General features: G+C 65.3%; 20 protein-coding genes and 1 other RNA gene. 9 read left to right on the top strand and 12 right to left on the bottom strand.

The window, feature by feature from the left end:
- Window positions 1-114 precede the first annotated feature (114 nt).
- Window positions 115-1539 (top strand): type I glutamate--ammonia ligase, encoded by a 1425-nt coding sequence (gene glnA, locus ABUA28_RS05805; protein ID WP_349902994.1) that lies wholly within the window; start codon window positions 115-117, stop codon window positions 1537-1539.
- A 66-nt stretch (window positions 1540-1605) separates the two neighbouring features.
- Here the strand turns inward: glnA and ABUA28_RS05800 are convergent, their stop codons facing one another.
- Window positions 1606-4536, bottom strand: a complete 2931-nt coding sequence (locus ABUA28_RS05800; protein WP_349902993.1) for a bifunctional [glutamine synthetase] adenylyltransferase/[glutamine synthetase]-adenylyl-L-tyrosine phosphorylase — start codon at window positions 4534-4536, stop codon at window positions 1606-1608.
- Window positions 4537-4553: 17 nt separating this feature from the next.
- A complete protein-coding gene (locus ABUA28_RS05795; protein ID WP_349902992.1) occupies window positions 4554-5891 on the bottom strand; it encodes a glutamine synthetase family protein in 1338 nt (445 codons plus the stop codon).
- 69 nt (window positions 5892-5960) lie between these two features.
- Here ABUA28_RS05795 and ABUA28_RS05790 point away from each other — a divergent pair, with 69 nt between their 5' ends.
- From ABUA28_RS05790 to gdhA, 3 genes are all read left to right on the top strand, one after another.
- Window positions 5961-7697, top strand: a complete 1737-nt coding sequence (locus tag ABUA28_RS05790) for an NAD+ synthase (protein ID WP_349902991.1) — start codon at window positions 5961-5963, stop codon at window positions 7695-7697.
- A gap of 13 nt (window positions 7698-7710) precedes the next feature.
- Window positions 7711-8544, top strand: coding sequence for a 3-methyl-2-oxobutanoate hydroxymethyltransferase (gene panB / locus ABUA28_RS05785; protein WP_349902990.1), 834 nt, complete (start codon window positions 7711-7713; stop codon window positions 8542-8544).
- 69 nt (window positions 8545-8613) lie between these two features.
- Window positions 8614-9963, top strand: coding sequence for an NADP-specific glutamate dehydrogenase (gdhA, locus tag ABUA28_RS05780; RefSeq protein ID WP_349902989.1), 1350 nt, complete (start codon window positions 8614-8616; stop codon window positions 9961-9963).
- Between the two features lie 25 nt (window positions 9964-9988).
- On the opposite strand, the gene ABUA28_RS05775 is transcribed toward gdhA, so the two are convergent.
- Window positions 9989-10180, bottom strand: a complete 192-nt coding sequence (locus ABUA28_RS05775) for a hypothetical protein (protein WP_349902988.1) — start codon at window positions 10178-10180, stop codon at window positions 9989-9991.
- Window positions 10181-10211: 31 nt separating this feature from the next.
- On the opposite strand from ABUA28_RS05775, the gene map reads away from it, so the two are divergent.
- Together map and ppgK are read left to right on the top strand one after the other, a co-directional pair.
- On the top strand, window positions 10212-11075 hold the full coding sequence (map, locus tag ABUA28_RS05770; RefSeq protein WP_349902987.1) for a type I methionyl aminopeptidase: 864 nt from the start codon (window positions 10212-10214) through the stop codon (window positions 11073-11075).
- A gap of 7 nt (window positions 11076-11082) precedes the next feature.
- Window positions 11083-11841: a polyphosphate--glucose phosphotransferase gene (gene ppgK / locus ABUA28_RS05765; RefSeq protein ID WP_407075417.1), complete on the top strand. Its 759-nt coding sequence runs from the start codon at window positions 11083-11085 to the stop codon at window positions 11839-11841.
- Between the two features lie 32 nt (window positions 11842-11873).
- Here the strand turns inward: ppgK and rnpB are convergent.
- The 4 genes from rnpB to ABUA28_RS05745 form a co-directional block, all read right to left on the bottom strand.
- An RNA gene (gene rnpB, locus ABUA28_RS05760) (RNase P RNA component class A) lies at window positions 11874-12267 on the bottom strand.
- Between the two features lie 28 nt (window positions 12268-12295).
- Window positions 12296-13036 carry a zinc ribbon domain-containing protein gene (locus ABUA28_RS05755; RefSeq protein ID WP_349902985.1) on the bottom strand — a complete coding sequence of 247 codons (741 nt, stop codon included), beginning with the start codon at window positions 13034-13036 and terminating at the stop codon, window positions 12296-12298.
- 23 nt (window positions 13037-13059) lie between these two features.
- Window positions 13060-13878 carry a Nif3-like dinuclear metal center hexameric protein gene (locus tag ABUA28_RS05750; protein WP_349902984.1) on the bottom strand — a complete coding sequence of 273 codons (819 nt, stop codon included), beginning with the start codon at window positions 13876-13878 and terminating at the stop codon, window positions 13060-13062.
- Between the two features lie 46 nt (window positions 13879-13924).
- Window positions 13925-16636 carry a purine-cytosine permease family protein gene (locus ABUA28_RS05745; RefSeq protein ID WP_349902983.1) on the bottom strand — a complete coding sequence of 904 codons (2712 nt, stop codon included), beginning with the start codon at window positions 16634-16636 and terminating at the stop codon, window positions 13925-13927.
- A gap of 209 nt (window positions 16637-16845) precedes the next feature.
- On the opposite strand from ABUA28_RS05745, the gene acs reads away from it, so the two are divergent.
- Entirely contained in the window at window positions 16846-18780 is a 1935-nt protein-coding gene (acs, locus tag ABUA28_RS05740; RefSeq protein WP_349902982.1) for an acetate--CoA ligase, read from the top strand.
- A 174-nt stretch (window positions 18781-18954) separates the two neighbouring features.
- On the top strand, window positions 18955-19554 hold the full coding sequence (locus tag ABUA28_RS05735; RefSeq protein ID WP_349902981.1) for a hypothetical protein: 600 nt from the start codon (window positions 18955-18957) through the stop codon (window positions 19552-19554).
- 68 nt (window positions 19555-19622) lie between these two features.
- Here ABUA28_RS05735 and ABUA28_RS05730 read toward each other — a convergent pair whose 3' ends face one another.
- Entirely contained in the window at window positions 19623-20396 is a 774-nt protein-coding gene (locus ABUA28_RS05730) for a hypothetical protein (RefSeq protein WP_349903288.1), read from the bottom strand.
- Between the two features lie 152 nt (window positions 20397-20548).
- On the opposite strand from ABUA28_RS05730, the gene ABUA28_RS05725 reads away from it, so the two are divergent.
- Window positions 20549-22552: a DUF262 domain-containing protein gene (locus ABUA28_RS05725; protein ID WP_349902980.1), complete on the top strand. Its 2004-nt coding sequence runs from the start codon at window positions 20549-20551 to the stop codon at window positions 22550-22552.
- A gap of 16 nt (window positions 22553-22568) precedes the next feature.
- Here ABUA28_RS05725 and ABUA28_RS05720 read toward each other — a convergent pair whose 3' ends face one another.
- From ABUA28_RS05720 to ABUA28_RS05705, 4 genes are read right to left on the bottom strand one after another with little or no spacing between them, the layout of a single operon-like run.
- A complete protein-coding gene (locus ABUA28_RS05720; protein ID WP_349902979.1) occupies window positions 22569-23315 on the bottom strand; it encodes a hypothetical protein in 747 nt (248 codons plus the stop codon).
- The gene (locus ABUA28_RS05715; RefSeq protein WP_349902978.1) at window positions 23315-23965 is read right to left on the bottom strand and encodes a SatD family protein; all 651 of its coding nucleotides are present in this window, start codon (window positions 23963-23965) and stop codon (window positions 23315-23317) included. Before ABUA28_RS05715 ends, ABUA28_RS05720 begins: the two co-directional genes overlap by 1 nt.
- Before the next feature lie 55 nt (window positions 23966-24020).
- Complete coding sequence (locus ABUA28_RS05710) at window positions 24021-25613, bottom strand: ABC transporter permease (RefSeq protein WP_349902977.1); 1593 nt, start codon at window positions 25611-25613, stop codon at window positions 24021-24023.
- Window positions 25610-26575: an ABC transporter ATP-binding protein gene (locus ABUA28_RS05705; RefSeq protein ID WP_407075416.1), complete on the bottom strand. Its 966-nt coding sequence runs from the start codon at window positions 26573-26575 to the stop codon at window positions 25610-25612. Before ABUA28_RS05705 ends, ABUA28_RS05710 begins: the two co-directional genes overlap by 4 nt.
- Between the last annotated feature and the right edge of the window lie 53 nt (window positions 26576-26628).

Here is a 26628-nt window from a genome sequence, read left to right as displayed (position 1 = left end):
GCCGTAACATCCTCGAAACAATAGCGACACCGTGGCGAAATCCCTCACGCCTACCATCGCGAGTGGTTGCGTTCCGCAATTATCCCCGTAGCAAACTCATTTGGAGTTCATTCCATGTTCAGCGATTCATCAGAGGTGCTCAAGTTCATCAAGGACACCGACGTGAAGTTCCTTGATATCCGCTTCACCGATCTTCCCGGTGTTCAGCAGCACTTCAACATTCCGGCATCGACGGTCGACGAGGAGTTCTTCTCCGTCGGCCAGCTGTTCGATGGCTCCTCGATCCGCGGGTTCGCGTCGATCCACGAGTCGGACATGCAGCTGATCCCGGATGTCTCCACCGCGTACATCGACCCATTCCGCATCGAGCGCACGCTGATCATGATCTTCGACATCTACAACCCCCGCAACGGCGAGATCTACGCTCGCGACCCGCGCCAGATCGCCAGGAAGGCCGAGAAGTACCTCGCCTCCACCGGCATCGCCGACACCGCATTCTTCGCCCCCGAGGCCGAGTTCTACATATTCGATGACGTTCGCTACGAGGTGCGCCAGAACGAGAGCTTCTACGCCGTCGACTCCGACGAGGGCGCCTGGAACTCCGGCCGCAAGGAAGAGGGCGGCAACCTCGGCAACAAGACGCCGTTCAAGGGCGGCTACTTCCCGGTGAGTCCCGTCGACAAGCAGGCTGACCTGCGCGACGACATGAGCCTCAAGCTCATCGAGGCCGGACTCGTCCTGGAGCGCGCCCACCACGAGGTCGGCACGGGCGGGCAGGCCGAGATCAACTACCGCTTCGACACCATGGTGCACGCGGCGGATGACCTGCTCAAGTTCAAGTACATCGTCAAGAACACCGCAAGCGAGTGGGGCAAGACAGTCACCTTCATGCCGAAACCGCTGTTCGGCGACAACGGCTCGGGGATGCACACTCACCAGTCGCTGTGGAGCGAGGGCAAGCCGCTGTTCTACGACGAGTCCGGCTACGGCGGGCTGAGCGACATCGCTCGCTGGTACATCGGCGGACTGCTCAAGCACGCTCCGGCCGTGCTCGCGTTCACGAACCCGACACTCAACTCGTATCGCAGGCTGGTTCCGGGCTTCGAGGCGCCGGTCAACCTCGTCTACTCTGCGGGCAACCGCTCGGCGTCCATCCGCATCCCGATCACGGGGACGAACCCGAAGGCGAAGCGCATCGAGTTCCGCGCGCCGGATGCTTCGAGCAACCCGTACCTCGCGTTCGCGGCGCAGCTCATGGCCGGTCTCGACGGAATCAAGAACCGTATCGAGCCGCACGAGCCCGTCGACAAGGACCTGTACGAGCTCCCGCCGGAGGAGGCGAAGAACATCCCCCAGGTTCCCGGATCCCTCGAGGCGGCACTCGATGCGCTGGAGGCCGACAACGACTTCCTCACCGCGGGCAACGTGTTCACTCCCGACCTGATCGAGACCTGGATCGCGTACAAGCGCGAGAAGGAGATCATCCCCAGTGCGCAGCGTCCGCACCCGTTCGAGTATGAACTGTACTTCAGCGTCTGAACGACAGCGCGAAGGGGGCCGCATCCGTGACGGATGCGGCCCCCTTCGCATGTGCGCTCACACGTGTCAGCCGTAGAACCGTTTCTCGAAGACGGCCCGGGCGAGCCGCGTGACGCGAAGGTAGTCGTCGTCCAGTGCGTTGGCCGAACCCGGTGGATAACCCATCAGGCGCGCTATTCCGTCGAGCTGTTGCCGGTCGCCCGGCAGCACGTCGAGGGTCTTCGCCGTCCACAGGGTCACGGCAGACCTGGCCCTCGAGGCGAAGATCCAGGCATCCCGCAGTTTCGCCGCCTCGCCTTCCGGGATGAATCCAGCCTCGACCGCAGCGTCGAGTGCCCGAAGCGTTGAGGTCGTGCGCAATGCCTCGACCTCATGACCGTGCTGCAGTTCGATGAGCTGCACGAACCACTCGACGTCGCTCAGCGACCCGCGGCCGAGCTTGAGATGGCGAGCCGGATCTGCACCCTGGGGAAGACGTTCGGACTCGACCCGAGCCTTGATGCGCTTGACCTCGCGGACGTCGCGCTCCGCTATCTGCTCCGGGAAACGAACCTCGTCTGCCAGTGCCTCGAAGTCGCGCTGGAGCGCGGGATCGCCTGCAACGGCGCGTGCCCGCAGAAGCGCCTGTGCCTCCCAGGTGAGCGACCAGCGCTTGTAGTAGGCGCGGTAGGAGTCGAGCGATCGAGTGACGGCCCCGTTCTTGCCCTCCGGCCTGAGATCGATGTCGAGATCCAGCGGAAGTCGCAGGTCTTCCGTGAGGCGCAGGATTCCGGAGACGATGGCTTCCGCTCTCGTCTGGGCCGCATTGCCGTCCAGCGTCGTCGGCCTGTAGACATAGATCACGTCGGCGTCGGAGCCGAAGCCGAGTTCGGCTCCCCCGTATCGGCCCATGGCGACGATCGCGAACTCGAGTCCGTCGTCCGCCGTGTGCAGGGCCGCGAGGGTGCCGGTGAGCAGCGCCGTGGTCACGTCGGACAGTGAACGTCCGAGCGTCTGGACGTCTATTAAGCCGAGCACGGCCGCGATCGCGAGTCGCAACACCTCTCGGCGACGGGCCGTGCGCAGAGCGGGGGCGGACGCATCCGGGTCAGCGTACCGGGCCACTGTCGCGAGAGCCTCGTCGCGCAGGGCTTCATAGCTGCGAGGCTGGAGTTCTTCCTCGTTCTCGAACCAGGCCGCGGCCTCGGGGATTCGCTCGAGCAACGAGCCGATGAAGCGCGATCCCGCAAGCACGCTCGTGAGACGCTTCGCTGCCCCGGATGAATCGCGAAGCATCCTGAGGAACCAGTACGACTCGCCGAGGTCGTCGCTGAGTCTTCGGAACGCCAGTAGGCCATAGTCGGGGTCTGCTCCCTCCGCAAACCATTGCAGCATGACCGGCAGGAGGTGCCTCTGGATCTCGGCCCGGCGGGACACGCCTGAGGTGAGAGCGGCGATGTGGCTGAGTGCTCCTCGCGCGTCCCGGAACCCGATCGCCGACAGGCGGACGACGGCCTGTTCGCTCGTGAGGGAGAACCCCTCCTCCGGCAGGGCGGCCACCGCGGACAGAAGCGGTCGGTAGAAGAGTCTCTCGTGAAGGCTTCGCACGGCACTCTTCGTGCGGCTCCACAGTTCGGTCAACTCCGCGGCACTCGTCGCCAGGCCGGTCGAACGGGCGAGGACTCGCAGGGACTCCTGGTCACTCGGCATGAGGTGGGTGCGGCGCAGTTCCGTGAGTTGAAGGCGGTGTTCGAGAAGGCGCAGGAACCGGTAGTCCCTGGCGAACTCCGCGGATTCCGCCCGTCCGATGTAGCCGTGTTCGGCCAGGGCGGCCAGGGCTGGCAGCGTGCCCGCCTGGCGGACATCGGGGTCGGTCTGCCCGTGTACGAGCTGCAGGAGCTGCACGGTGAACTCGACGTCACGAAGACCACCGGGACCCAGTTTGAGCTGGAAGTCCAACTCCTCTCTCGGGATGTTCGCTGTCACCCTCTCGCGCATCCTCTGGACGCCCTCAACAAAGTTCTCTCTCGAGGCACTGCTCCACACGCGTGGTGCGATCGCGGCGCAGTATTCCTCGCCCAACTCGAGGTCTCCCGCGAGAGGCCTCGCCTTCAGGAGCGCCTGGAACTCCCAGCTCTTCGCCCAGCGATCGTAGTAGGCGATGTGTGACTCGAGGGTACGTACGAGCGCACCATCCTTGCCCTCCGGACGCAGATTCGCATCGACCTCCCATAGGCCTGGCTCGGTGCCGAAGTCGTGGATGCCGCGCATCGTCAGCTTCGCAAGCTGCGTCGCAATGTCCAGGGCCCGCTCAGTCGCCAACACCGCGGTGCCGCCGGCGACGAAGATCACGTCGACGTCGCTCACGTAGTTCAGTTCCGCAGCACCTGCCTTGCCCATGCCGATGATTGCAAGCCTGGTCTCCACGACTTCGTCGGCGGAGAATGAAACGAGTGAACGGGCTACCGAGAGGGACGCGTCGAGCGCTGCGGCGGCGAGATCAGCGAGAGCCACCGCGACCGTGTCGATTCCCGCAACCGGGTCGGTCTGTTCAAGGTCGAACGAGGTGAGTCTGACCAGGTGCCGTCGGTAGCGCACACGCAGCGCGCCCCACGCGGCGTCCTCGCCGTGCGCCAATTGAGCGAGTGCCGCTGCGGTCATCTCCTCGCGGTACTCGGCGAGGGACAGCGGACGAGGCGTGCCCGACGCGAGGGCAGAGAGCTCCTCCGGGTGTCTCTGAAAGAACTCGCCGAATCCCGACGACGCGCCGAGCACTCGCAGCAGTCGTGCTGCCGCGCTGGGTGAGGCCAGTAGCGCGTGGATTTCCGATGACGCCTGCCTGTGCAGGGCCACGAGGATCCTGAGGGCCTGGTCGGGATTCGCGCACGTCGCGAAGAGGGGCAGCACTGACTCGTCGACCGGGAGACCATCCGTCTCCTCGAGCAGAGCCGAGGCCGTACTGAGTTCAGCGAACCCCAGTCTCGCCAGTTCGGTGAGAGTGGTGCGATGCCTCGTCATGATGCTCCGGCGTGGCCCTAGAGCATCTCCAGATTGCTTCGCAGCTCGAACGGAGTCACCTGGGCCCGGTATTCCTTCCATTCCTGACGCTTGTTGAGCAAGACGTAGTTGAACACCTGCTCACCGAGCGTTGACGCCACGAGTTCTGAGCCCTCCATGATGGATACCGCGTGGTCGAGGCTCGACGGCAGCGAGCTGTACCCGAGGGCACGTCGCTCGGCGTCGCTCAGGCTCCAGACATTGTCTTCGGCCTCCGGCGGCAGTTCGTAGCCCTCTTCGATGCCCTTCAATCCGGCCGCGAGCATGAGCGAGAAGGCGAGATAGGGGTTGGCAGCAGAGTCGATCGCGCGGTACTCCACTCGTGCGCTCTGCCCCTTGTTCGGTTTGTACATCGGGATGCGCACGAGCGCAGAGCGATTGTTGTGGCCCCAGGTGATGAAGCTTGGCGCCTCGTCGCCTCCCCACAGCCGCTTATATGAGTTCACGAACTGGTTGGTCACCGCGGTGATCTCCGGCGCGTGCCGGAGAAGCCCGGCAACGAACTGCCTGCCGATCTTCGAGAGCTGATACTGGGCGCCGGCCTCCGAGAAGGCGTTCGCGTCGCCCTCGAACAGCGACATGTGCGTGTGCATGCCGGAGCCAGGATGCGCGGACATCGGCTTGGGCATGAACGTCGCGTAGACGCCCTGCTCGATCGCCACCTCCTTCACGACGGTGCGGAAGGTCATGATGTTGTCTGCGGTAGTCAGCGCGTCTGCGTAGCGGAGGTCGATCTCGTTCTGACCCGGACCCCCCTCGTGGTGGCTGAACTCGACGGAGATGCCGAGGTCTTCGAGCATCCGCACGGAGCGACGACGGAAGTCATGGGCCGTACCGCCGGGCACGTTGTCGAAGTACCCCGCTGAGTCGACGGGCTGCGGGCCCTTCGCCCCGTACTTGGAGCTCTTCAGGAGGTAGAACTCGATCTCGGGGTGCGTGTAGAAGGTGAAGCCGTGCTCCGCGGCGTGCGCCAGAGTGCGCTTGAGCACGTGGCGAGGATCGGCGACGGCAGGTTGCCCGTCAGGCGTGGTGATGTCGCAGAACATCCTGGCGGTTGGATCGACCTCATTGCGCCACGGCAGGATCTGGAACGTGGTCGGGTCCGGGTGAGCGAGCATGTCCGCCTCGTACGACCGGGTGAGTCCCTCGATGGCGGATCCGTCGAATCCGAGTCCCTCGGAGAACGCACCCTCCACCTCTGCGGGCGCGATCGCCACGGACTTCAGGGTGCCGATGACATCCGTGAACCAGAGCCTGACGAACTTGATTCCGCGCTCCTCGATTGTGCGAAGAACGAAGTCACGCTGCTTGTCCATGGGCTCCTCGGTTTCGAGCACGATACGGCGAATCAATCGGGGCCGAACCCCGCTATTAGGCTAGTGGCTATGCCCCGACTTCGCTTGGCGCTCGCCCAGACAAACCCGATCGTGGGCGACCTCGCAGCCAACTCAGACCAGGTGGTGGCGGCGGCGAGGCGAGCGTTCGACGCCGGAGCCGATCTCATCGCTTTCGGGGAGATGGCGCTCAGCGGCTACCCGATCGAGGATCTGGCGGGCAACGCGGGCTTTCTCGCAGACAACCATGCCGCCGTGCGCGCCCTGGCCAGGCGGCTCGCGGACGCCGGGCTCGGCGAGCTTCCGGTCATCGTCGGTCACGCAGACGGCCCTTTCACCCCTCGACTCATGGGGACGAGCAACGCGCCGACCGCGATCGCCCAGAACCGGGCAAGCGTTTTGCACCGGGGTGAGATCGCCGCGAGCTATACGAAGCACCACCTCCCGAACTACTCGGTCTTCGACGAGTACCGCAACTTCATTCCGGGCGACGAGCTCCTCGTGGTGCGCATCAAGGGCGTCGACGTCGCACTGCTCGTCTGCGAGGACCTGTGGCGCGACGGCGGGCCCGTTGCGAGGGTGCTCGCCGCGGACGCCGGCCTCCTCGTCGTCATCAATGCATCGCCGTTCGAGCGAGACAAAGACGAAGTGCGACTTCCGCTCGTCACGAGGAGGGCGACCGAGACAGACACCATCGTCGCCTACGTGAATCTCGTCGGCGGACAGGACGACCTGGTCTTCGACGGCGACAGCGTTGTCGTCGACGGCAGCGGCGCCATCCTCGCGCGCGCTCCGCAGTTCACAGAGCACCTCCTGATCGTGGACGTCGATCCGGCCGAGGCGACCGATGCGGCGCTTCCAGACCACGTCGTGCGCGTAGCGCTGGATTCCGCGGAGAAGCCGGCCCCACCCATCCCGAGCGACATCGCGCTGCTCCCGGACGACCGTCAACAGCTCTGGGATGCGCTCGTGCTCGGACTCCGTGACTACGTGGGCAAGAACGGATTCCGATCGGTCGTGTTCGGGCTCTCCGGGGGTATCGACTCGGCCGTGTGCGCGGCGCTCGCGGTCGATGCGCTCGGCCCGGACTCCGTGTATGCGGTGTCGCTTCCGAGCCGTTATTCCTCGGACCACTCGCGTTCTGACGCCGACGAACTCGCGGAGCGCGTCGGACTGCACTACAGCGTGGAACCCATTGCCGATCTCGTCCTGCCCTTCGAGCAGCAGCTCGGTCTGGACGGTCTCGCCGCCGAGAACCTGCAGGCGCGGGTGCGGGCCGTCGTACTGATGGGCCTGTCGAACCAGCACGGACACCTGCTTCTCACCACGGGTAACAAGACAGAGATCTCCGTGGGGTACTCGACGATCTACGGTGACTCCGCGGGCGGATTCGCGCCGATCAAGGACGTGCCGAAGACCCTCGTCTGGGAGCTCGCTCGCTGGCGCAACGAGTTCGCCCTGTCGCGCGGCGAGACTCCCCCGATTCCCGTCAACTCGATCGAAAAGCCGCCGAGCGCCGAGTTGCGACCAGACCAGACCGACCAGGATTCACTGCCGCCCTACGAGGTGCTGGACGAGATTCTGGATGCGTACATCACCCGCGCGCTCGGGGCGGGCGAGATCATCGCGGCGGGCTTCGACGCAGACACGGTCGCCCTCGTCACGACGCTCGTCGACCGTTCCGAATGGAAGCGCAGGCAGGGTGCGATCGGTCCGAAGATCAGTGGAATGGCCTTCGGTCGCGACCGCCGTCTTCCGATCACGTCTCATCCGACAAAAGCACACTGACTAGAATCGCTGCATGACTGACCCAGCAGCAGCGGCAGCACAGGCGAATCTCAAGCGGGTTCGCACCAGACACTTCCAGGCCGCGAAAGAGAACGGCATCAAGATCACGGGGCTCACGAGCTACGACCAGCTGAGCGCCGCCATCTTCGACCAGGCGGGCATCGATTTCCTTCTCGTGGGCGACTCGGCGGGCAACAATGTCTTCGGGCACGACACGACGCTTCCCGTGACGGTCGATGAGCTCATCCCGCTCGCCCGAGCCGTCGCGGGGGCCGTGAGCCGTGCCTTCGTGGTCGCGGACATGCCGTTCGGTTCCTACGAATCCGGTCCGGAAGAGGCGCTGCACACGGCGTTCCGATTCATGAAGGAGACACACGCGCACGCGGTGAAGCTGGAAGGCGGTGTGCGCAGCGCCGAGCAGATCCGCAGGATCGTCTCCGCGGGCATCCCGGTCATGGGACACATCGGTTTCACGCCCCAGAGCGAGCACGGACTCGGCGGCCATATCATCCAGGGTCGTGGCTCGGGCGAGGAACAGCTCGTCGCCGACGCACACGCGGTTGAAGGCGCGGGCGCCTTCGCGGTCGTGCTCGAGATGGTGCCTTCGGAGGTCGCGGCACGCGTGACCAGGGAGCTCACGATACCCACAATCGGCGTCGGGGCCGGCCCCCACGTCGACGGCCAACTGCTTGTCTGGACGGACTGGGCAGGCTTCACCACCGGTCGCATCCCCAAGTTCGTCAAGCGCTACGCAAACCTCAGCGGCATACTCACGGACGCGGTCAAGGCCTACCGCGAGGACGTCGCCGACGGGAAATATCCTGCCCCGGAACACGAGTACGAGTAGTCTCTGAATACACAGCCCTCTCACCGTCGCGAGGTGCGCCTTTCCTATTCCCTAGTACGAAAGTTATCCATGCACCCTGCGCTTCCTACTGAAATCCGTGCTGTCTACGAGCGGACGCTGGCGAGAAACCCGGGCGAACCAGAGTTTCACCAGGCCCTTCTCGAGGTGCTGGAGTCCATTGCGCCGGTGCTCGCGAAGCACCCCGAGTACGTCGAGCGCAGTGTCCTCGACCGCCTCGTCGAACCCGAGCGACAGATCATGTTCAGGGTCCCGTGGGTGGATGACCAGGGCACGGTACGGGTCAACCGCGGCTTCAGGGTGCAGTTCAACTCGGCACTCGGGCCGTACAAGGGCGGCCTCCGTTTCCACCCGAGCGTCAACCTCGGAATCATCAAGTTCCTCGGCTTCGAGCAGATCCTCAAGAACGCGCTGACCGGCCAGGGCATCGGAGGAGCCAAAGGCGGCTCGGACTTCGACCCGCACGGCAAGTCCGACTTCGAGATCATGCGTTTCTGCCAGAGCTTCATGAGCGAGCTCTACCGCCACCTCGGCGAGCACACCGACATCCCCGCCGGCGACATCGGCGTCGGCGGTCGTGAGATCGGCTACCTGTTCGGGCAGTACCGTCACCTCACCAACCGGCACGAGTCCGGGATGTTCACGGGCAAGGGCGTGCTCTGGGGCGGCGCGGAGGTGCGCACGGAGGCCACCGGCTACGGTGCGGTCTTCTTCGCCGAGGAGATGCTCGCGACCAAGGGCAACAGCGTCGACGGCAAGACCGCGATCGTGTCCGGTTCGGGCAACGTCGCCATCTACGCGATCGAGAAGATCCAGCAGCTCGGCGGTAGGGCCATCACCGCGTCGGACTCGTCCGGCTATATCGTCGACGAGGCCGGTATCGACGTCGAACTGCTCAAGCAGGTCAAGGAAGTCGAGCGCGCTCGCGTCTCGGAGTACGCCGTTCGCCGCCCGGGCGCACGTTTCATCAATTCCGGTCGGGTGTGGGATGTTCCAGGACAGATCGTGCTTCCGAGCGCGACCCAGAACGAACTCGATGTGGACGACGCTCGCACTCTCGTGAAGAACGGCGCCATTGCCGTCGCTGAGGGCGCAAACATGCCCTGTACTCCGACCGCGGTCGAGGTCTTCCACGAGGCCGGGGTGCTCTTCGGCCCGGGCAAGGCCGCGAACGCCGGCGGCGTCGCGACATCCGCACTCGAGATGAGCCAGAACGCCTCGCGCCAGCGCTGGGGCTTCGATGCGAGTGAGTCCAAGCTGCGCGAGATCATGTGCGACGTGCACAAGGCAGCCTACGAGGCCGCAGAGAAGTACGGTCACCCGGGCGACTACGTCGTCGGCGCCAATGCCGCGGGTTTCGTGCGGGTCGCGGACGCCATGGTCGCGCAGGGACTCATCTAGCAGAAATCAGTCAGACTGCTTGGACTCAGTGAGACGGCCGGGCGTGCCAATCGTCCTGCGCGTCTTCTGCAGCCCACCTGCGGGACCGCTCCGCGATGATCTCGGGCGCGCGGGCCGCATCCTCGCGCGTCGCAAAGGGGCCGTCGAGGTCGGCGGGGAGAGACTGTCGTCCTTCCTCGACCTCGCCGGTGCGGATGTTGTAATACCACTCGGTCATGAGAACCTCCCGACGAACTAGAGTCGATGATATGCCTCGGAACTCAGAAGGACACCTGATACCCGGGCGCGTTTCCCCGCAGAGAGCCGTACCGAAGCATATCGAACGGCCGGAATATGTCGGCAAGGCGGCGCCGTCGCCGCTCCGCGACTCCGACGTGTATGCACCGGAGGCGGTCGAGCGGATCAGGGAGTCCGGGCAGCTCGCGGCGCAGGCAATCGAACTCGTCGGTGCGAGCATCCGACCCGGGATCACGACCGATGAGCTGGATGCGATCGGCCACGACTTCCTGGTTGCGAACGACGCCTACCCATCGACCCTGGGGTACCGCGGCTTTCCCAAGTCGCTGTGCAGTTCCGTCAACGAGGTGATCTGCCACGGCATCCCGGACGACACCGTGATCGAAGACGGCGACATCGTCAACATCGACATCACGGCGTACAAGAACGGCGTGCACGGTGACAGCAATCGCACCTTCCTCGCCGGCACACCGTCCGACGACGCAGTCGCGCTCGTCGAGAGGACGCGAGAGGCGATGAATCGGGGCATCAGGGCGGTCGCGCCCGGCAGGCTCGTCAACGTGATCGGCCGAGCCATCGAGTCGTACGCGCGCCGATTCGGTTATGGAGTGGTGCGGGACTTCACCGGGCACGGCGTCGGCACGTCCTTTCACTCCGGGCTGATCATCCCTCACTATGATTCCCCCGGCTTCGACACGGAGATCCTGCAGGGAATGGTCTTCACGATCGAGCCCATGCTCACTCTCGGGAGCCAGGACTGGGAGATGTGGGACGACGGATGGACGGTCGTCACCCGTGATCGCAGTCTCACCGCGCAATTCGAGCACACACTCGTGGTCACGGAGCGTGGTGCCGAAGTGCTCACCCTTCCCTGACGACAGAATGGACACCATGGGCAACGCAGCAGTGGGCATCGACATCGGCGGCACCGGAATCAAGGGAGCCGTGGTCGACGTAGCGACCGGCGAGTTGCTGAGCGATCGGATCAAGATCCCGACTCCCCAGGGCGGGGAACCTGACGCGATCGTCTCGACGGTGCACAAGCTCATCAAGAAGCTCGGCGGAGCGGCGAAGAAACGGCCCGTGGGCATTTGCTTTCCCGCGATCATCATCAAGGGCAGGACCCTCTCTGCTGCGAACGTCTCGGACAAGTGGATCGGGCTCGAGGCTGAGCAGCTGTTCGTGCACGGACTCAAGCGGGACATCCACTTCGTCAACGACGCGGATGCCGCGGGCTTCGCCGAGAACCAGTACGGCGCAGCGAGGCACGCGACGGGCCTCACCGTCGTGACGACGCTCGGAACCGGCATCGGAACCGCGCTGATCTACAACGGTGTGCTCATTCCGAACGCCGAACTCGGTCACCTCGAGATCGACGGCGTCGACTACGAAACCCGCGCCGCGTACTCGGCCAAAGAACGCGAGAACCTCAGTTGGGCGGAGTGGGCGGAACGCCTGCAGAAGTACTACTCGCGCCTCGAGGCGTATCTCTCACCGGAGTTGTTCGTGGTCGGCGGCGGCGTGTCCAAGCAGTTCGAGGACTTTCTGCCGTTGCTCGATCTCGCCACGCCCATCGTCCCGGCTCAACTCCGCAACAATGCCGGAATCCTGGGCGCCGCAGCACTCGCAACCGGGCGATGACCCGCTGTCCCCACAGACGTGGGCGTCACTGGTGAATGGGCCGACTGATACGCCGGGTTCTGTCCCCATCTTGCGATGCTGGACGGTCATCTATCTACGATGTACGTTGCCGCACACCTCTAGCGGTCTACCCGAAGACTGGGCGAGCAACCCGTAACGCCTTCTGTCTGACCTTGCTCCGGACGAGGTTTACCTAGCCGACTCGCTCACACGAACCGCTGGTGGTCTCTTACACCACCGTTTCACCCTTACCGCCGTGTGTCTCCTCTCGGAAACAGCACAGTGGCGGTCTGCTTTCTGTTGCACTTTCTCGCGGGTCACCCCGGGTGGGCGTTACCCACCATCCTGCTCTGCGGAGCCCGGACGTTCCTCGGCGCCGCACCCTCACCAGGAGAACTACGGCGACGCGACCGTCTTGCCGGCCCATTCGTCTCCAGTCTAGAGGTGCCGCAGGCTAGAGTCCCGATTCGTTTGTGCGTACCAGGATCGCGTTGCTGTCGGGGCAGATCAACACGTCGTCGGGGGCCGCAGCGCGCACCGTCGCCATGTCACTCTCGTTGAGCTTGACGCCGCTCGCGCTCGAGACACCACCGCGCAACAGGGAGGCGCCGAAGCCGTACCGCTCGCGTTGCCGCTCGTACAAGGCCAGCAGTTCCTCCGGCAGCCCCGCGGCGATCGTCGACCGGTTCGCTACAGTGTGGGCGCGTTCGCCGCTGACTGTCTGAAGTGCGGCATCCCGTTCGGCCTCGACCTCCGCGACCCTGGCCCGCGTCTCGTCGAGACTCTGCCGAACGCCATCCGCGGCGAGTTGCAGGTCTTCGACTCGCTGCATGACCTCGAGCTCCGTCTCTTCGAGTTCGAGCTGGCGTCTGCGGAGACCCGCGAGTTCCGCTTCAAAGCCTGCGACATCCTTCAGGGATGACGTCGCCTGCATCCGCTCGGTGTCTCTCGCGATCCTGCCCTCGACCACAGCGACATCCGACTCGATCCTGGAGAGCTCGAGCCGCGCATCCTCGAGGGCGCCCGTGGCCGTCATGAAGTCCTGCTTGAGCGCCTCGGAGTCGGTCGCGAGCACCGCGAGCACCGCGAGCTCGGGCAGCGACTTCGCCTTGTGATCGAGTTGCTGCAGGCGCGTGTCGAGCGTCTGGAGTTCGAGCAGGTGCGCCTGGTCGTCTGGATTGGCTTTCATCGGCATGACACCCTCGCTAGCTGGTTCGTCTACTGGACAACGCTGAAGTCCCACGGATCGGTTCTGGTCTCGCTGACTGTCACCCGCAGTTCCGGCAGAGCGTCACTGAGCTCGGCCGCGGCCGTTTCGAGCCACAGCCATTCGCTCGCCCAGTGGGAGATGTCGATGAGGGCCGGGCCGCCGCGCAGGCGTGCGTTCTCTCGTGCCTCGGAGGCCGGGTGATGCCGCAGGTCTGAGGTGATGTACACGTCGGCGGCGAGGACGGCGGGTTCCGCCAGCAAAGAGTCCCCCGCCCCGCCACACAGGGCGATCGACTGCACGAGTCGGTCGTAGTCTCCGGACACGCGGATCCCGGATGCGGTCGCGGGCAGCAGTTCCGCCAATTGCCTCGCGAGTCTGCCGAGTGTGGTCGGTTCGGCGAGGCGCCCGGTGCGTCCGATGCCTCTGGTCGGGGTCTCGCCCGCCGTGATCGGCGCGAGATCGCGCAGGCCGAGTCGCTCTGCCAGGACGGCCGATATCCCGGTCTCCACGACATCCGCGTTCGTGTGAGCGGCGATCAGCGCACAGCCGCCTCGGATCAGCGATCCGAGTACGGCTCCCTTGTACCTGTCCTCAGCCACTGAGGTGACGCCACGGAGCAGGAGCGGGTGATGGGCGATGATGAGGTCGGCACCCAGGTCGAGGGCCTCGGACACGACGTCCCAGACGACGTCGACCGTGAGCAGGATATGGCTCACGGAGGCAGCGGGATCGCCGGAGAGAAGGCCCGGCGCGTCCCAAACCTCAGCGCCGGTCAGCGGCCACAGGCGCTGGGCGACGGCATCGACCTCCGCGACGGTGTAAGGCATCTGCACAGTCTACTTTCCCGCGAGTGGAGCGAATCGAAGGTTCGCCTCAGTCCACGGCGAGCTCCTGCTGGCGCACCGTCGAGATGCCCGCGGCGAGCGGGGTGAGCAGCCCGAGCACGAGCGCGATGAGCACACCGATGTCACTCGTCGCGACCGCGCCTCCGAGCGGGAAACCGAAGAGAACGAGACCGTAGCCCTGCCACGACAACCAGGCGACATGTGCTGTGGTGAAGCCGAAACCGATGACGGATGCGACGACCAGCATCGCGAGGTTGACCCAGTTCACGCCTGGATAGATGCCGCCGGGGCGCAGCAATGACTCCTCGTGGAATCCCTTCCGGCGGATCATGACCTCAGCCCCGAAAATGCCCGCCCAGGCCGCGATCGGCACCGCGAGGCTGGTCGTGAGATCCCTGAAGACATCCGAGACGCCCGCGCCGGACAGGATCATCAGAAGCGTCGCAGCGAACACGACAACGGCCATGACCACGACAGAGAGATGCCGAGACAGGCTCATGCCGATGGCACGCAGCGCGAATCCACCGGAGTAGAGGCTGAGTGCGACGCCGGCCAGAAGGCTCAGCGCCGTCACGGCGAGAAGCGGAACCGGGTACCAGCCGGGAATCATCGACGCGATGGTCTCGACGGGGTTCGCCACGAGCCCCCGAGCGGCGTCGGGACTCGATGCGGCGAGCAGCGCGCCATAGGCGATGAGCAAGAACGCGGGAAGAGTGGCGCCGAATGACGCCCACAGGGACGCGGATGCGCCGGAACTCGAAGTGCGCTGGTATCGTGCAAGGTCGCCACTGGCATTGGCCCAGACCAGTCCGACAAAGCTGAACACGAGGACCGTGCCCGTGACCACGAGAATCCAGGGGCCGTCGCCCACGGTGAGCGCCGACCGGAAGTCGATCCGTTGCCAGGTGATCGCAAAGAGTCCGAGAATCAGCACTCCGGAGACGATGCTGAGCACGAGTTGCACGCGAGCAAACAGCTGGTAGCCGAAGAAGGCGATCACGAAAGCGAGTGCGACCGCCACGGTCGCCACGATGTAGCCCACCTGAGTTTCATCCAGCGCGCCGCTGAGGGATGCACCCACGAGGATGCGCGCGGTACACATGGCAAGCAGCCACAGCAGCACAGCTCCCCAGAACAGCCTCGTGACGAGAGCGAGGATCGCGGGGACGATGTTCCCCACCACGCCGAAAGTGGCTCGAGAGACCACGATGGTTGGCTGGCCACTCCACTTGCCCGCGAGCGTGCCGAGACCGAGCGGCAGGAATGAGATCGCGACACCGATGAACGCCGCCAGGATCGCCTGGCGCAGGCTCATCCCGAGGCCCAGGAGCGCGGCGCCGAAGGCTATCGAAACCGCGGAGGAATTTGTCGCAAACCACAGCCAGAACATCCGCGCAGCATGCCCGGCACGGAGCGCGACCGGCGTGGCCTCCTCTGCGCTCAACTCGATGCTGAATACCCGAGCTTTCGCCCGCTCCTCACCCGGGGCGCCCGGCTCCTGTTCCTCTGTGCGCGCCCGCTCTCCCGCGGCGACTGGCGTGGGCATCGAGGTGTCTGCGGGAGAGGGCTCGATAGGAGGAACCAATGGCAGCGAGTTCTCGGAAGAAGGTTCGGGCTCATTGCCACCCGCAAGGAGTGTGTCGAACGCATCGGGCACCCGTTCCGTCGGCTGCTCGGCCAGTTGTTCCGCCGGTGGCCCTGCGAGTCCCTCAGCGGGTTGTTCAGAGGGTTGTTCAGCGGGTTGTTCAGCGGGTTCGCCTGCCGACGGCTCTGCTGGGGCGTCTTCGGAGTCGACCGGCGCAGGCTGCGCCACCGCCGACTCTGTGGACCGCGGATCCACAAGTTCATAGACGATCGGAGCGGCTGGCCCAGCGTGCGGGGCAGACGCATCCAATGGTGCGGGTTCGCTCGCGTCGACTGGCGCATCCGGCCCGAGCACATCGTCCGAAGCGGGGTCGGCGTCATCCGGAGCGACGTCGGTTGCGTCCGGCGTGATGTCGGTCGTCTCGCCCGGCGCAGGCTGTGGTGCGGAGTCCGCTTCCGACCCGGTCCCGGCCAACCACGGCGGTACGAACACGATGTGGTCGCTCAGATTCGGTTCACGTTCCGAGGGAACCTCCACGCGCTCCTCCGCGCGAGGAGGTGGGAACTGCTCCGGATGCACGAACGCGTGCGGCGGGGTCGCCTCGGACTCCGGCTGCTGAGCCTGTTCCGCCTGCTGCTGTCCGACCGGAATGATCGGGATCACCCCTGTGAACTCCGGAACCACCTCGGCAATGGTCTCGAGTGCCTCGGGAGTGCCGATCGCTCGCATCCGCTGCTCCCAGGCAGAGAACTCCTGTGCCTCCTTGTCGCGCAACTGCAGTTCTGCCTGCAGCTGTTCGATGGCGCTCAGGGTGTGTGCGGGCTCCTGGATCTCGATGCTGAGCGTACGGACCAGCTCGTCGTCCTGCAGCGATCGCCTCCGCGGTGGATCGGGCAATTCGGCGGCCGGCGCCTCAGTCTCCGCGGGTGATCCCGCGTCGGAGACGGGCGCGATGTCGGCGTGCGGCTCAGAGGCGGGCTCGACGATGGGTTCTGGCGCCGGCTCAGCGTGCTCTTCCGAAGCAGGCGCATCCGTGCGGCCGAACAATGGCGGGTAGTCACCGGTCGGCGGGGTATAGGTCGAGCGCCTCGGTCCGGTCGGAATGTACGGCGTGTCAGCGGAGTCTTCGCCGCTCACCTCGTCGTTATCTGCCATGCCCCAAATGATAGGGGGGTTCAGCGCGGTTTTTCCGCTGACGGGCCGGGAAACCGGCGTCTTGCCGGGCGACACATCCCGACACAGTATTTGTTCAGCAACTTTACTAAAGCGGCGCGGGCGGACGATAATACGCTGGAGTCCACGCGAACCCATTGAAAGGCGACGAGTTGAGCCCCACGAACAACGAACCCGTTCTGAGTAACCTGATGCGCGAGCAGCGTCGGTTCCCTCCGACAGCAGAATTTGCGGCCCAAGCCAACGTGACGGGAACCGCGTACGAGGAGGCGGACGACGACAGGCTCGCGTTCTGGGACAGGCAGGCCGAACGTCTCGACTGGCACACGCACTGGGACCAGACTCTCGACTGGAGCAATCCGCCCTTCGCGAAGTGGTTCGTCGGCGGCAAGCTGAACGTGGCGGTCAACTGTCTCGACCGTCATGTCGCGGCCGGCCGCGGCGACACGGTCGCGTACTACTTCGAGGGCGAACCCGGTGACTCCAGAGAGATCACCTACGCTCAACTGACCGACCAGGTCTGCCAGGCTGCGAACACCCTCATCGATCTCGGCGTGAAGGCGGGCGACCGTGTCGCCATCTACATGCCGGTGATCCCGGAGACCATTGTTGCGATGCTCGCCTGCGCTCGCATCGGCGCCCCGCACACGGTCGTGTTCGGCGGATTCTCGTCTGAGGCGCTGCGCAGCAGAATTCATGACTGCGAGGCAAAAGTCGTCATCACCGCGGACGGAGGGTACCGCAAGGGCAAGCCCTCCGCGCTCAAGCCCGCCGTCGACGAGGCACTCCTGGAGTGCCCGGACGTGCACACCGTGCTCGTCGTGAGGCGCACCGGCCAGGAGATCGAGTGGACCGACGGTCGTGACAAGTGGTGGCATGACACAGTCGAGCGGGCGAGCACCGCTCACGAGCCCGAATTCTTCGACTCCGAGCACCCGCTCTACGTCATGTACACCTCGGGCACGACGGGCAAGCCGAAGGGAATCCTGCACACCTCCGGCGGATACCTCGTCGAGTGCGCGTACACGCAGTGGGCTGTCTTCGACCTCAAGCCGGAGACGGATGTCTACTGGACGGCCGCGGACGTCGGCTGGGTCACCGGCCACAGTTACATCGTCTACGGGCCGCTTGCCAACGGCACCACCTCCGTCATCTACGAGGGAACGCCGGACACGCCTCACCAGGGGCGTTGGTGGGAGATCATCGACAAGTACAAGGTGACGATCCTGTACTGCGCGCCCACGGCCATCCGCACCTACATGAAATGGGGTGCTGAGATCCCCGCGCGCTACGACCTCTCGACACTGCGTGTGATCGGCTCTGTCGGAGAACCGATCAATCCCGAGGCGTACATCTGGTACCGACACCACATCGGCCACGATCGCACGCCGGTCGTGGACACCTGGTGGCAGACCGAGACCGGCTCTGTCATGATCAGCTCGCTGCCCGGCGTGACCAACGCGAAGCCGGGAGCGGCCATGACTCCCCTGCCGGGCATCGCCGCGGATGTCGTGGACGAGTCTGGTGCATCCGTTCCGAACGGCTCGGGTGGCTACCTCGTGCTCACGGAGCCGTGGCCGTCGATGCTACGTACCGTGTGGGGCGACGACAAGCGCTATGTGGACACCTACTGGTCGAAGTTCCCCGGAAGGTACTTCGCCGGAGACGGTGCCAAGCGAGACGAGGACGGCGACATCTGGCTCCTCGGTCGGGTCGACGATGTCATGAACGTCTCAGGCCACCGCCTCTCCACGACGGAGATCGAGTCCGCACTCGTCTCCAACGCCAAGGTCGCTGAAGCCGCCGTCGTGGGCGCGTCAGACCCGGTGTCCGGGCAGGCCGTGGTCGCGTTCGTCATTCTTCGCAGCGAGGCCGGTGACGGTGGAGAGCACGTCGTGCGCGAGTTGCGCGAGCACGTAGCGAACCAGATCGGCAAGATCGCGCAACCGCGGCAGATCATGGTGGTTGCCGAACTCCCCAAGACGCGCTCGGGCAAGATCATGCGGCGACTGCTGCGCGATGTCGCCGAGAACCGTCCCGACGGGGACGTCACAACGCTCGCCGACTCCGGTGTCATGGACCTCATCCGCAGTGGGATGACCTCGGCGACGAGCGCAGAGGACTGACGCCGGGCACTCAGGCCGCTCTGATATTCTCTGGGCTTCACGGACCCCTCCGCGGAACGACTTCACTGCCCAACCACTGTGAGCCCCATTTCTCGTCATCGTTCGTCACCCCGCACGCCGGTGCGGGGTGTTCGTGCACCTCGAAACCTTCGGGCCAAGCGTAAGAAGGTTCCGGTGCTCGCCGCGACAGGGGCGTTCATGCTCATCGCACTCTTCGCTGTCGCTCCTCCGTCGCCTCCGACCGCTGCCGAGCTTCTCGAGGCACAGCTCTCCGTGCACGCACAGTCACTCACCGTGTCGGCCCGTGCCGCTGGCGATCGCGCGAAGCGTGACCACTATTCGGCGACGGCTGGCCCGGCCAGCCTCGCCGCGAAGGGCACGAACTACGCGTGGGCGGCCCTCGTTCTCGTGGACGGCAAGTGGCCCGTCACCGAGAACAACATCACCGTGTTCGTCCGGTGGATGCGGCAGGAGAATGGCGCGAACAACTGGTGGAACCGCAACAACCCGATGAACAACGGCTATGGTTCAGGCGGGGGCGGCGGCACGGGCAGCTATGCCAACCTCACGATCGCCGCGCAGAAGGCGGCAGAGAACCTGAAACGCAATCCGGGGTTCAGCGGGATCGTCGCTGCGCTCGCGTCTTCCGCACCGATGGAAGTCACGGAACAGGCCATCTGGGCGTCACCCTGGGCGAGCGGCCACTACGGCAACGGTTCTCGCTGGCACCGCACCCCGGTCGCCGAAGTCACAGCACCCGCAAGCGCCTGGTAGCACGAAGGCCCCCGTCGCAATGACGAGGGCCTTCGACACGGAGTTCGAGGATCAGGCGAGTTCGAGGATCAGGCCTCGCTCATTGCCGCCTTCTCGGCCTGACCCTTGGCCGCGTAGTACGCGGCGCGAGCGGCGATGCGCCTGGCCTGCTCCGCCTGGCCGGCGTCGAGCACGTCCTGCGGCACCTCGACGTTCGGGACGCGGCTCACGCCGTTGTACTTCGCGATGTAGGCGTCAAGCTCTGGGCCGGACTCCCACGACGTGATGAGGCAATAGCGCGGCTCCGGGCTGTTGAGCGTGGTCGCGTGCCACAGGCGCTGCGTGTCCACGATGAGCTGGGCACCCGCGGGAAGCGCGATCCGGTACTCAACGCTCGGGTCCGTGCGGTTGTCGCGGAGCACGAAGTAGCTGTCTGCGTCATCCGTGAGGTTGAAAAAGCCGCGAACGACCCATCCGGTGCCATCGGGGTTCAGACGGTTGTTGTCGTCCTGGTGAAGGTTGTAGAGGCAGTCAGCATAACTGTTCGGCTGCAACTCGATCACGCGACAGCGACCGACATTTGCTCCGGGCTCCTGAGCACGGCGGGTGAGGTTCGGCGCCTTCTCGACCTGGGACGGGATCCACACGCCGTCCTTGTCCGTGCGCGGTGGTTTGTGGTTCCAGAAGCCATTGACCTCGATCTCACCCTTCGCGCTCGCGAGCGGCGCAAAGCGCGTCTCCCCCGAGGACTTCCAGTCGACGTATTCGATGTCGAGCCATTCCTTGGGATCGAGCGCCTGGTTGTAGCGATCCAAGACGACATAGCCGGTCTCTTCGAGAGCGGCGGACTTGATATAACCCATGATGCGAGTCATGCCCTTTCGTAACGACCAGCACGTTTTAACTGGTCTAGGTAAGGCGAGCCTAACATTTGACTTCGTGCCTTCAGGGACACACGCCCGTGCACCCATACACTGGATGCGCCGACACAGCATTACAGGAGATCACGCAGAACATGGGCACAGCCACGAACATCGACGCGACGGCCGTCAACACGATCGAGTGGCTCTCGGCGGCGGAGCACACGATCGTCGTACCGGTGTATCAACGACAGTATCGCTGGGACATCGGCGGATGCGAACAACTGCTGGCGGACATCCGCGCCGTAGCCGACGCCGCCGACGGCCACATGCACTTCATCGGCTCGATCCTGTCGACCTTGAGCGCCCAAGACGGCGCCCGCGAACTCGTGCTCATCGACGGCCAGCAGCGCATCACGACCCTCATGCTGCTCGTCGCGGCCCTGCACCACAGCGCGAAGCTCACCGACCCCGAACTGGCAGCGGAACTCGAGCGCGTCCTCGTGCTCGCCGATGATCGACACCGAACGAAGCTGCGCCCCCACCACGCCTGGGCGACGGTATTCGAAGACGTCGTTCTCGACCGCCGTGGAGAGCAAGGCGCCCTTCCCGATTCCCGATTCGATGACAACTACGCGTTCTTCCGGAGTCAGGTCCCCGCTGCGGAGGTTCCCCGAATCTGGCGTGGCGTGCAGCGCCTGGAGCACGTGGCCATCACCCTGCGCGCCGACGCGAACGCCCAGCAGATCTTCGAGAGTCTCAATTCGACGGGTGAACCGCTTCGCGATCACGAGCTGATCCACAACTACGTGCTCATGGGGCTCACACACGCGCAGCAGAGCGAGATCGAAGACACCTTCTGGCTCCCGATCGAGCAGAACACGGGCGACGCGATCGGCACCTTCTGGCGTCACTACCTCGTCATGATGACCGGGCGAGAGATCGCGGCGGCGGGCGACCGCGGGGTCTATGACGCGTTCCGTCAGCAGTTTCCCCGGCTCGACTTCGCCACGCTGCGCGAGCACGCGGGCCAGTGGCGGGACTATTCGGAGATCTACCGGATTCTGCTCCAGCCGTCGCTTGCCCCGGATGCCGAGGTCGCCCGCCAACTCGACTACGTCAACACCTTCGGTCGAGGAATGTATCCGCTCGTCATGCGCGCCTATCACGACTACGCCGTCGGCGTCTCAAGCGTCAAGGACCTGGTCGACACGATCGAACAGGTGCAATCGTTGCTACTGCGGCGCACGGTCGTCGCCCTCAGCAACAAGCGGTTGGTCGCGAGACTGTGTCGCGCACGAGAACGAGGCGCGGATGCCCTCGTGCGCGCCATCGTGCGCATCACTCCGTCGGATGAGCGGGTGCGCGTGGGCCTCAAATATGCGGAACTCCCCCACGCCGCCTACGTCCTCGGGCGTCTCTCCGGCGTCACGAGTATGGACGGCCTCGATGTCGAACATGTCTTTCCGCTTGCACCGGCCGACTCCTGGACCGGCGACGGTGAACGAGTCTGGGCCGACTACAGCGAAGACGAGCAGAACAGCCATCGGGCGCTCGCCGAGACTCTCGGCAACCTCGCACTCCTCGAACAATCACTCGCGGAGCGCGCCTTCGACGCCTCGTATCCCGAGAAGCGCGAGCTCTATGCGAAGAGCGCCATCGCCGCGACCAGGCAACTCGACGCCGACGCCTGGGGAACCGCGGCGATCGCCGAGAGGACAGCACGCCTGACCGACGCCTTCCTCGGTATCTGGACACGCAGTGCGATCGCCGCCATCGACGACGACGACCTCACGCCGATTCTCGACGCGCAGAAGCGACGCGGATGGCCGCGCGGCTGGGAACGCGAGTTCGAGTACGTCGAGTACCGCGGCGAGCACTGGGACGTGTTCGACGTGAAATACCTGTTCAACCGCATCTTCAAACGGCTCTGGGCGGATGCGCGTGCGGACGTCGAAACATTCAGTGCCACCCGAGGCGGGCCGATCTTCGAGACGCAGGCCTGGAACGGCCAGTGGGACGCGCTCGACGAGACGCACTTCCTCTACATGGGCTGGGATTCCAAGTACATGCTCACCGCAGTCCAAGGCGTTCTCGACGAAGCGGGGATCGCCTCCGAGATCTTCGTGAAGTACTCCTACATCGGCGCCATCATGTAGCACCGGGCAGCAGAGTTCAGCCCTGCGCCGACACCCAGACGAGGCCCGCGAGGGCGATCGCGACGGCCCAGCTGACCAGGCTGCCCACCAGGAAGTACTCCGCCTTCGAGCCGCCCGCGCTGTCGCGCGAGATCTCCGGGAACCGCACGATCCCCTTTGCTGCCACGAGGGCCGCGACGATGGCGAAGGAGCCGGACAGGGTAAGAGCGGCGATGAGCAGGCGCTCCACCGGGCCGATGAGGCGTCCTCCGCGAAGATCGACGGTGGTGAGGTCCTGCTCCGCGGACCCGGTGTCGGTGTGCCGTCGCATCCCGACGCGGGGGTGCAGTGCCGCCCGCACCACGATGTTGCCGCTCGCGACGAGGAACAGGGCGACCGAGACGCCGAGCAGCAGCGTGGGCAGCGGGACCGCCCGAACGGCGTCGAGGGCGGCATCCGCGTGCCAGTCCACGAGGAATCCCGACAGCGACAGCGCGCTGCGGTCGAACGCGAGGAATGCGAGCACGACGACGCCGAGGCCCACGACGGGCAGGAGGCTGGCCCGGTGCCCGCGGTGCTCGAGCGACGTGGTCGAGACGAGCCAGAGTCCGGCAATAACCAGACAGATCACCGGACCCCAGAACGGGATGCCGAGTCCGGCGGTTGCGACGACGACCGCGGCAATCCACACCACCGCAATCGCGATGAAGGAGGCGATCCTTCCGCGGCCAGATCGGGCAAGATCTGCGGAACCGATCAGGAACAGTGTGAGAGAGGCGAGCATCAGGGACCTCCCTGCCTGAGAACGTCGAGCGTTGCGACGAGGCTAGCGCCCCCCGAGCGTCGCAACGACTGCGACACTGCGGACTGGGAGATGCGTTCCTCTGCGGCCAGCTCCTGTTGGGAGCGACCGATCATGGACCCGAGGGTGATCCGCCTGCTGCGATCGGTCATCGATCCGATGATCTGGTCGCGTGAGAGGAGGTATGCGTTGACGAGAGGCTCCGTGAGCTCACTGTCGACGGTATTGCCATCTTTCCGAAACCAGCTCCGCACGGACGGCGTGCGCGAGTCCTGTCGCTCGTGGGCCTCGTCGATGGCCTCACGCGCGAGCCACCAGGCCGAACCGTCCTGCAGCAGTCCGGCGGCACCGGAACCAATGGTGACGGCGTTGCCAAGGCCGAGTCCGAAGCGGCAGTCAACACCCCCAGGAAGCCCGAGCCGTGCGAGCATCGTGGCCTCGAGCGCCTGTGTGACCGTCGCGTACACGGCCTGGAACTCATCCCCGATCGTTGCCTCGATGGGCTGCTCGTGGTCGATGAGATCGTTCACCCGGGCAAAGGACTGCTCGATTGCCTCCTGGGCGGACGCGCGAGACGGCAACTGGCGAGAATCGACCAGGTCGATGATCACCGCGACGCGAAATTCGTCCATGACATAAGCCTAGAACTTATTTATCTGAAATATAAGCTCTTTCACGGAAAACCCGTCAGCGAGCGAGATCGCGGCGCCGGAAGCCGACGAACCCGATCACGAGAAAGAACCCCGTGACAACGGTGATCCAGACCAGGCCCGTCCAGTCCGCATCCGAGACCGTGACGTTGGGGATGTGCCAGAACGGACTGATCGCCAGAATCCAGTCCCACAGTTTGAATGTCGGTCCGAGCAGGGTGAGGACGAACGAGACCAGAACTCCCAGCCAGGCAGCCAGGGAGACCGCAGGCCGCGCGCCGACGACGGCGACTGACACGGCGATCACGGTCCAGACCGCCGGGATCGTCGCGGCGCCCTGGAGCAGAGCGTCGCCGAATTCGACGCCGATGTCCGCGCTCGACGCCAGGGTCGCGATGACGGTGCCCGCAATCACGATGTAGAGCGCCGGAGCACCGAGCGCGAGGATGACGTTGCTGGCGTAGTACCGAGGCCTGCGAACCTTCGTCGCCATGAGCGGTTCGACGCGATCCTCCAGTTCCTCCGTGCGCAGCTTGAGCATGGTCTGCACGCCGGGGACGGCAGCGATGATACCGACGAGGCTGAGCACCGTGACGAGGAACGCGGAAACGAGCGCATCCGGTGTCGTCGCCCCGGCGGCAAGAACCTGCTTGACGGCGCTGTCGGAACCGAGGATGTCGGTGATGGAGGTGGTGAAATAGCCGAACACCACGCCCAGGGCGAGAAAGGCGATGGTCCAGGTGATGAGCGGCCCACGATTCAGCCGCACCACCAGCTTCCAGGTCGACCGGTCCTTTCCTCGCGCGGGTCCGGGCCGTGGGGCGATGGCGCCCACGCCGAAGTCGCGGCGAGCCTGCAGCGCGAATGCCACACCCAAAAGCACGATTGTGAACGCGAGCGCGTACCAGAGCGGCCACCAATGGTTCCCGGTCGCGGGCCGAGTCTCGGTCATCCATCCGAGCGGATTGATCCAGATGGTCCATTCGGGAGCTGTCACAGAGTACGCGAGACCCCGCAGAATGAACATAACCCCGAGCGCACCCACCGCGATGGAGTTGGCGGTGCGGGAGTCCGACCCGATCTGGGCCGCGACCGCGGCGACCGACGCGAACATCCACCCGGTCGCCGTGAACGTCGAGCCCAGCAGCAGGGACGGTTCCCATTCGCCACCGCACAGGCCGGTGACGACGGCGGCGACGACACCGAGCAGAACCGAGCCGACGAAGGCGAGGCCGACGCCGGCGAGAAGTCGGCTGGCCCGCCCCAAGACGCCGGAGGCGAGCAGTTCGGCCTGGCCGGAGTCCTCCTGGCCGCGAGTGGCCCGGGTGACTGCGAAGATGACGCCGAGGGCAGCCAGAAATCCGCCGAGGGCAAGACTGCGCCAGGCGTTGAACCCGTCGACGGTCGAGAGATCGAAAGCTGGCCCGAAGATCAACCCGATCGCCGGGTTTGCTCCGACCGCCGTTGCGAGCCCCGCGCGATCCTGCTGGTCGGGGAAGATCCACGGATATACCAGAACCGAGGATGCCGACAGAGCGGTCGCGATGACGATCCATGGCGCAAAACCGCGTCCGTCATGCTTCACCGAGGCGCGAAGCAGCGGAATCGTGCCAGCGAGGGCGCTGCTCATCGCGTCGCGTCCGTTGCGGCATCAGAGGAGGCGCCCGTACCGGTGTCCACGTCATAGAGGCGGAGGAACAGGCTCTCCAGCGACGGCGGCTCCACCGTCAACGCGGCGATTCCATAGGGGGTGAGCATGCTCATCGCCTCGCCGATACGGTTCGAGTCGACCGTCGCGCTCAGCCGGTCGCCGTCGAGGTGTACATCGTGGAAGTTCGCGAGTTCCGCTGACGAGGGCAGCCGGTCGAGCACGGCCCGAATCGAGGTGCGGGTGTGCCCGCGCAGCTCGGCCAGTGTGCCATTCTCGACGATCCGTCCATCGCGGATGATGCTCAACCGATCCGCGAGCGACTCCACCTCGGCCAGGATGTGACTGGACAGGAGCACGGTCGTGCCGCGCCGCTTGGCTTCCCCGATCACATCCTGGAAGACGCTCTCCATCAGCGGGTCGAGGCCGCTCGTCGGCTCGTCGAGAATCAACAGTTCCACGTCGGAGGCCAGCGCAGCCACGATCGCCACCTTCTGCCTGTTGCCCTTCGAGTACTGTCTTCCCCGCTTGCTCGGATCCAGTTCGAACCGTTCGAGCAGCTCAGTGCGGCGCTTCTCATCGAGTCCGCCGCGCAGGGCTCCGAGCAGGTCGATCGCCTCGCCGCCGGTCATGCCCGGCCACAAGGAGACATCCCCGGGAACATACGCCAGCCGACGATGCAGGTCGACGACGTCTCGCCACGGATCACCGCCGAGCAGCCGTGCCGTGCCCCCGTCGGCCCGCAGGAGGCCGAGCAACACCCGAACGGTCGTGGACTTGCCTGCCCCGTTCGGGCCGAGGAAGCCGTGCACCTCCCCTCGCTCTACCCGAAGATCGAGGCCCCTCAGCGCCTGGAACCTGCCGTAGGACTTGGTGAGCCCCTCGATCTCAATCACCGCGGTTTCGCCCATCGACTTGTCCCTTCCCGCTGGAGTGCGTGCCATTGCAGCAAACTCTACGCCTGAGGAAATCCTCGTGCGTAGAGTATATTTGCGAG

This window comes from Parafrigoribacterium humi, from assembly GCF_040227205.1.
GTDB lineage: Bacteria > Actinomycetota > Actinomycetes > Actinomycetales > Microbacteriaceae > Parafrigoribacterium_A > Parafrigoribacterium_A humi.
Note: the sequence above shows the minus strand (reverse complement) of the source record. Positions and strands in the feature narration are given on the sequence as shown.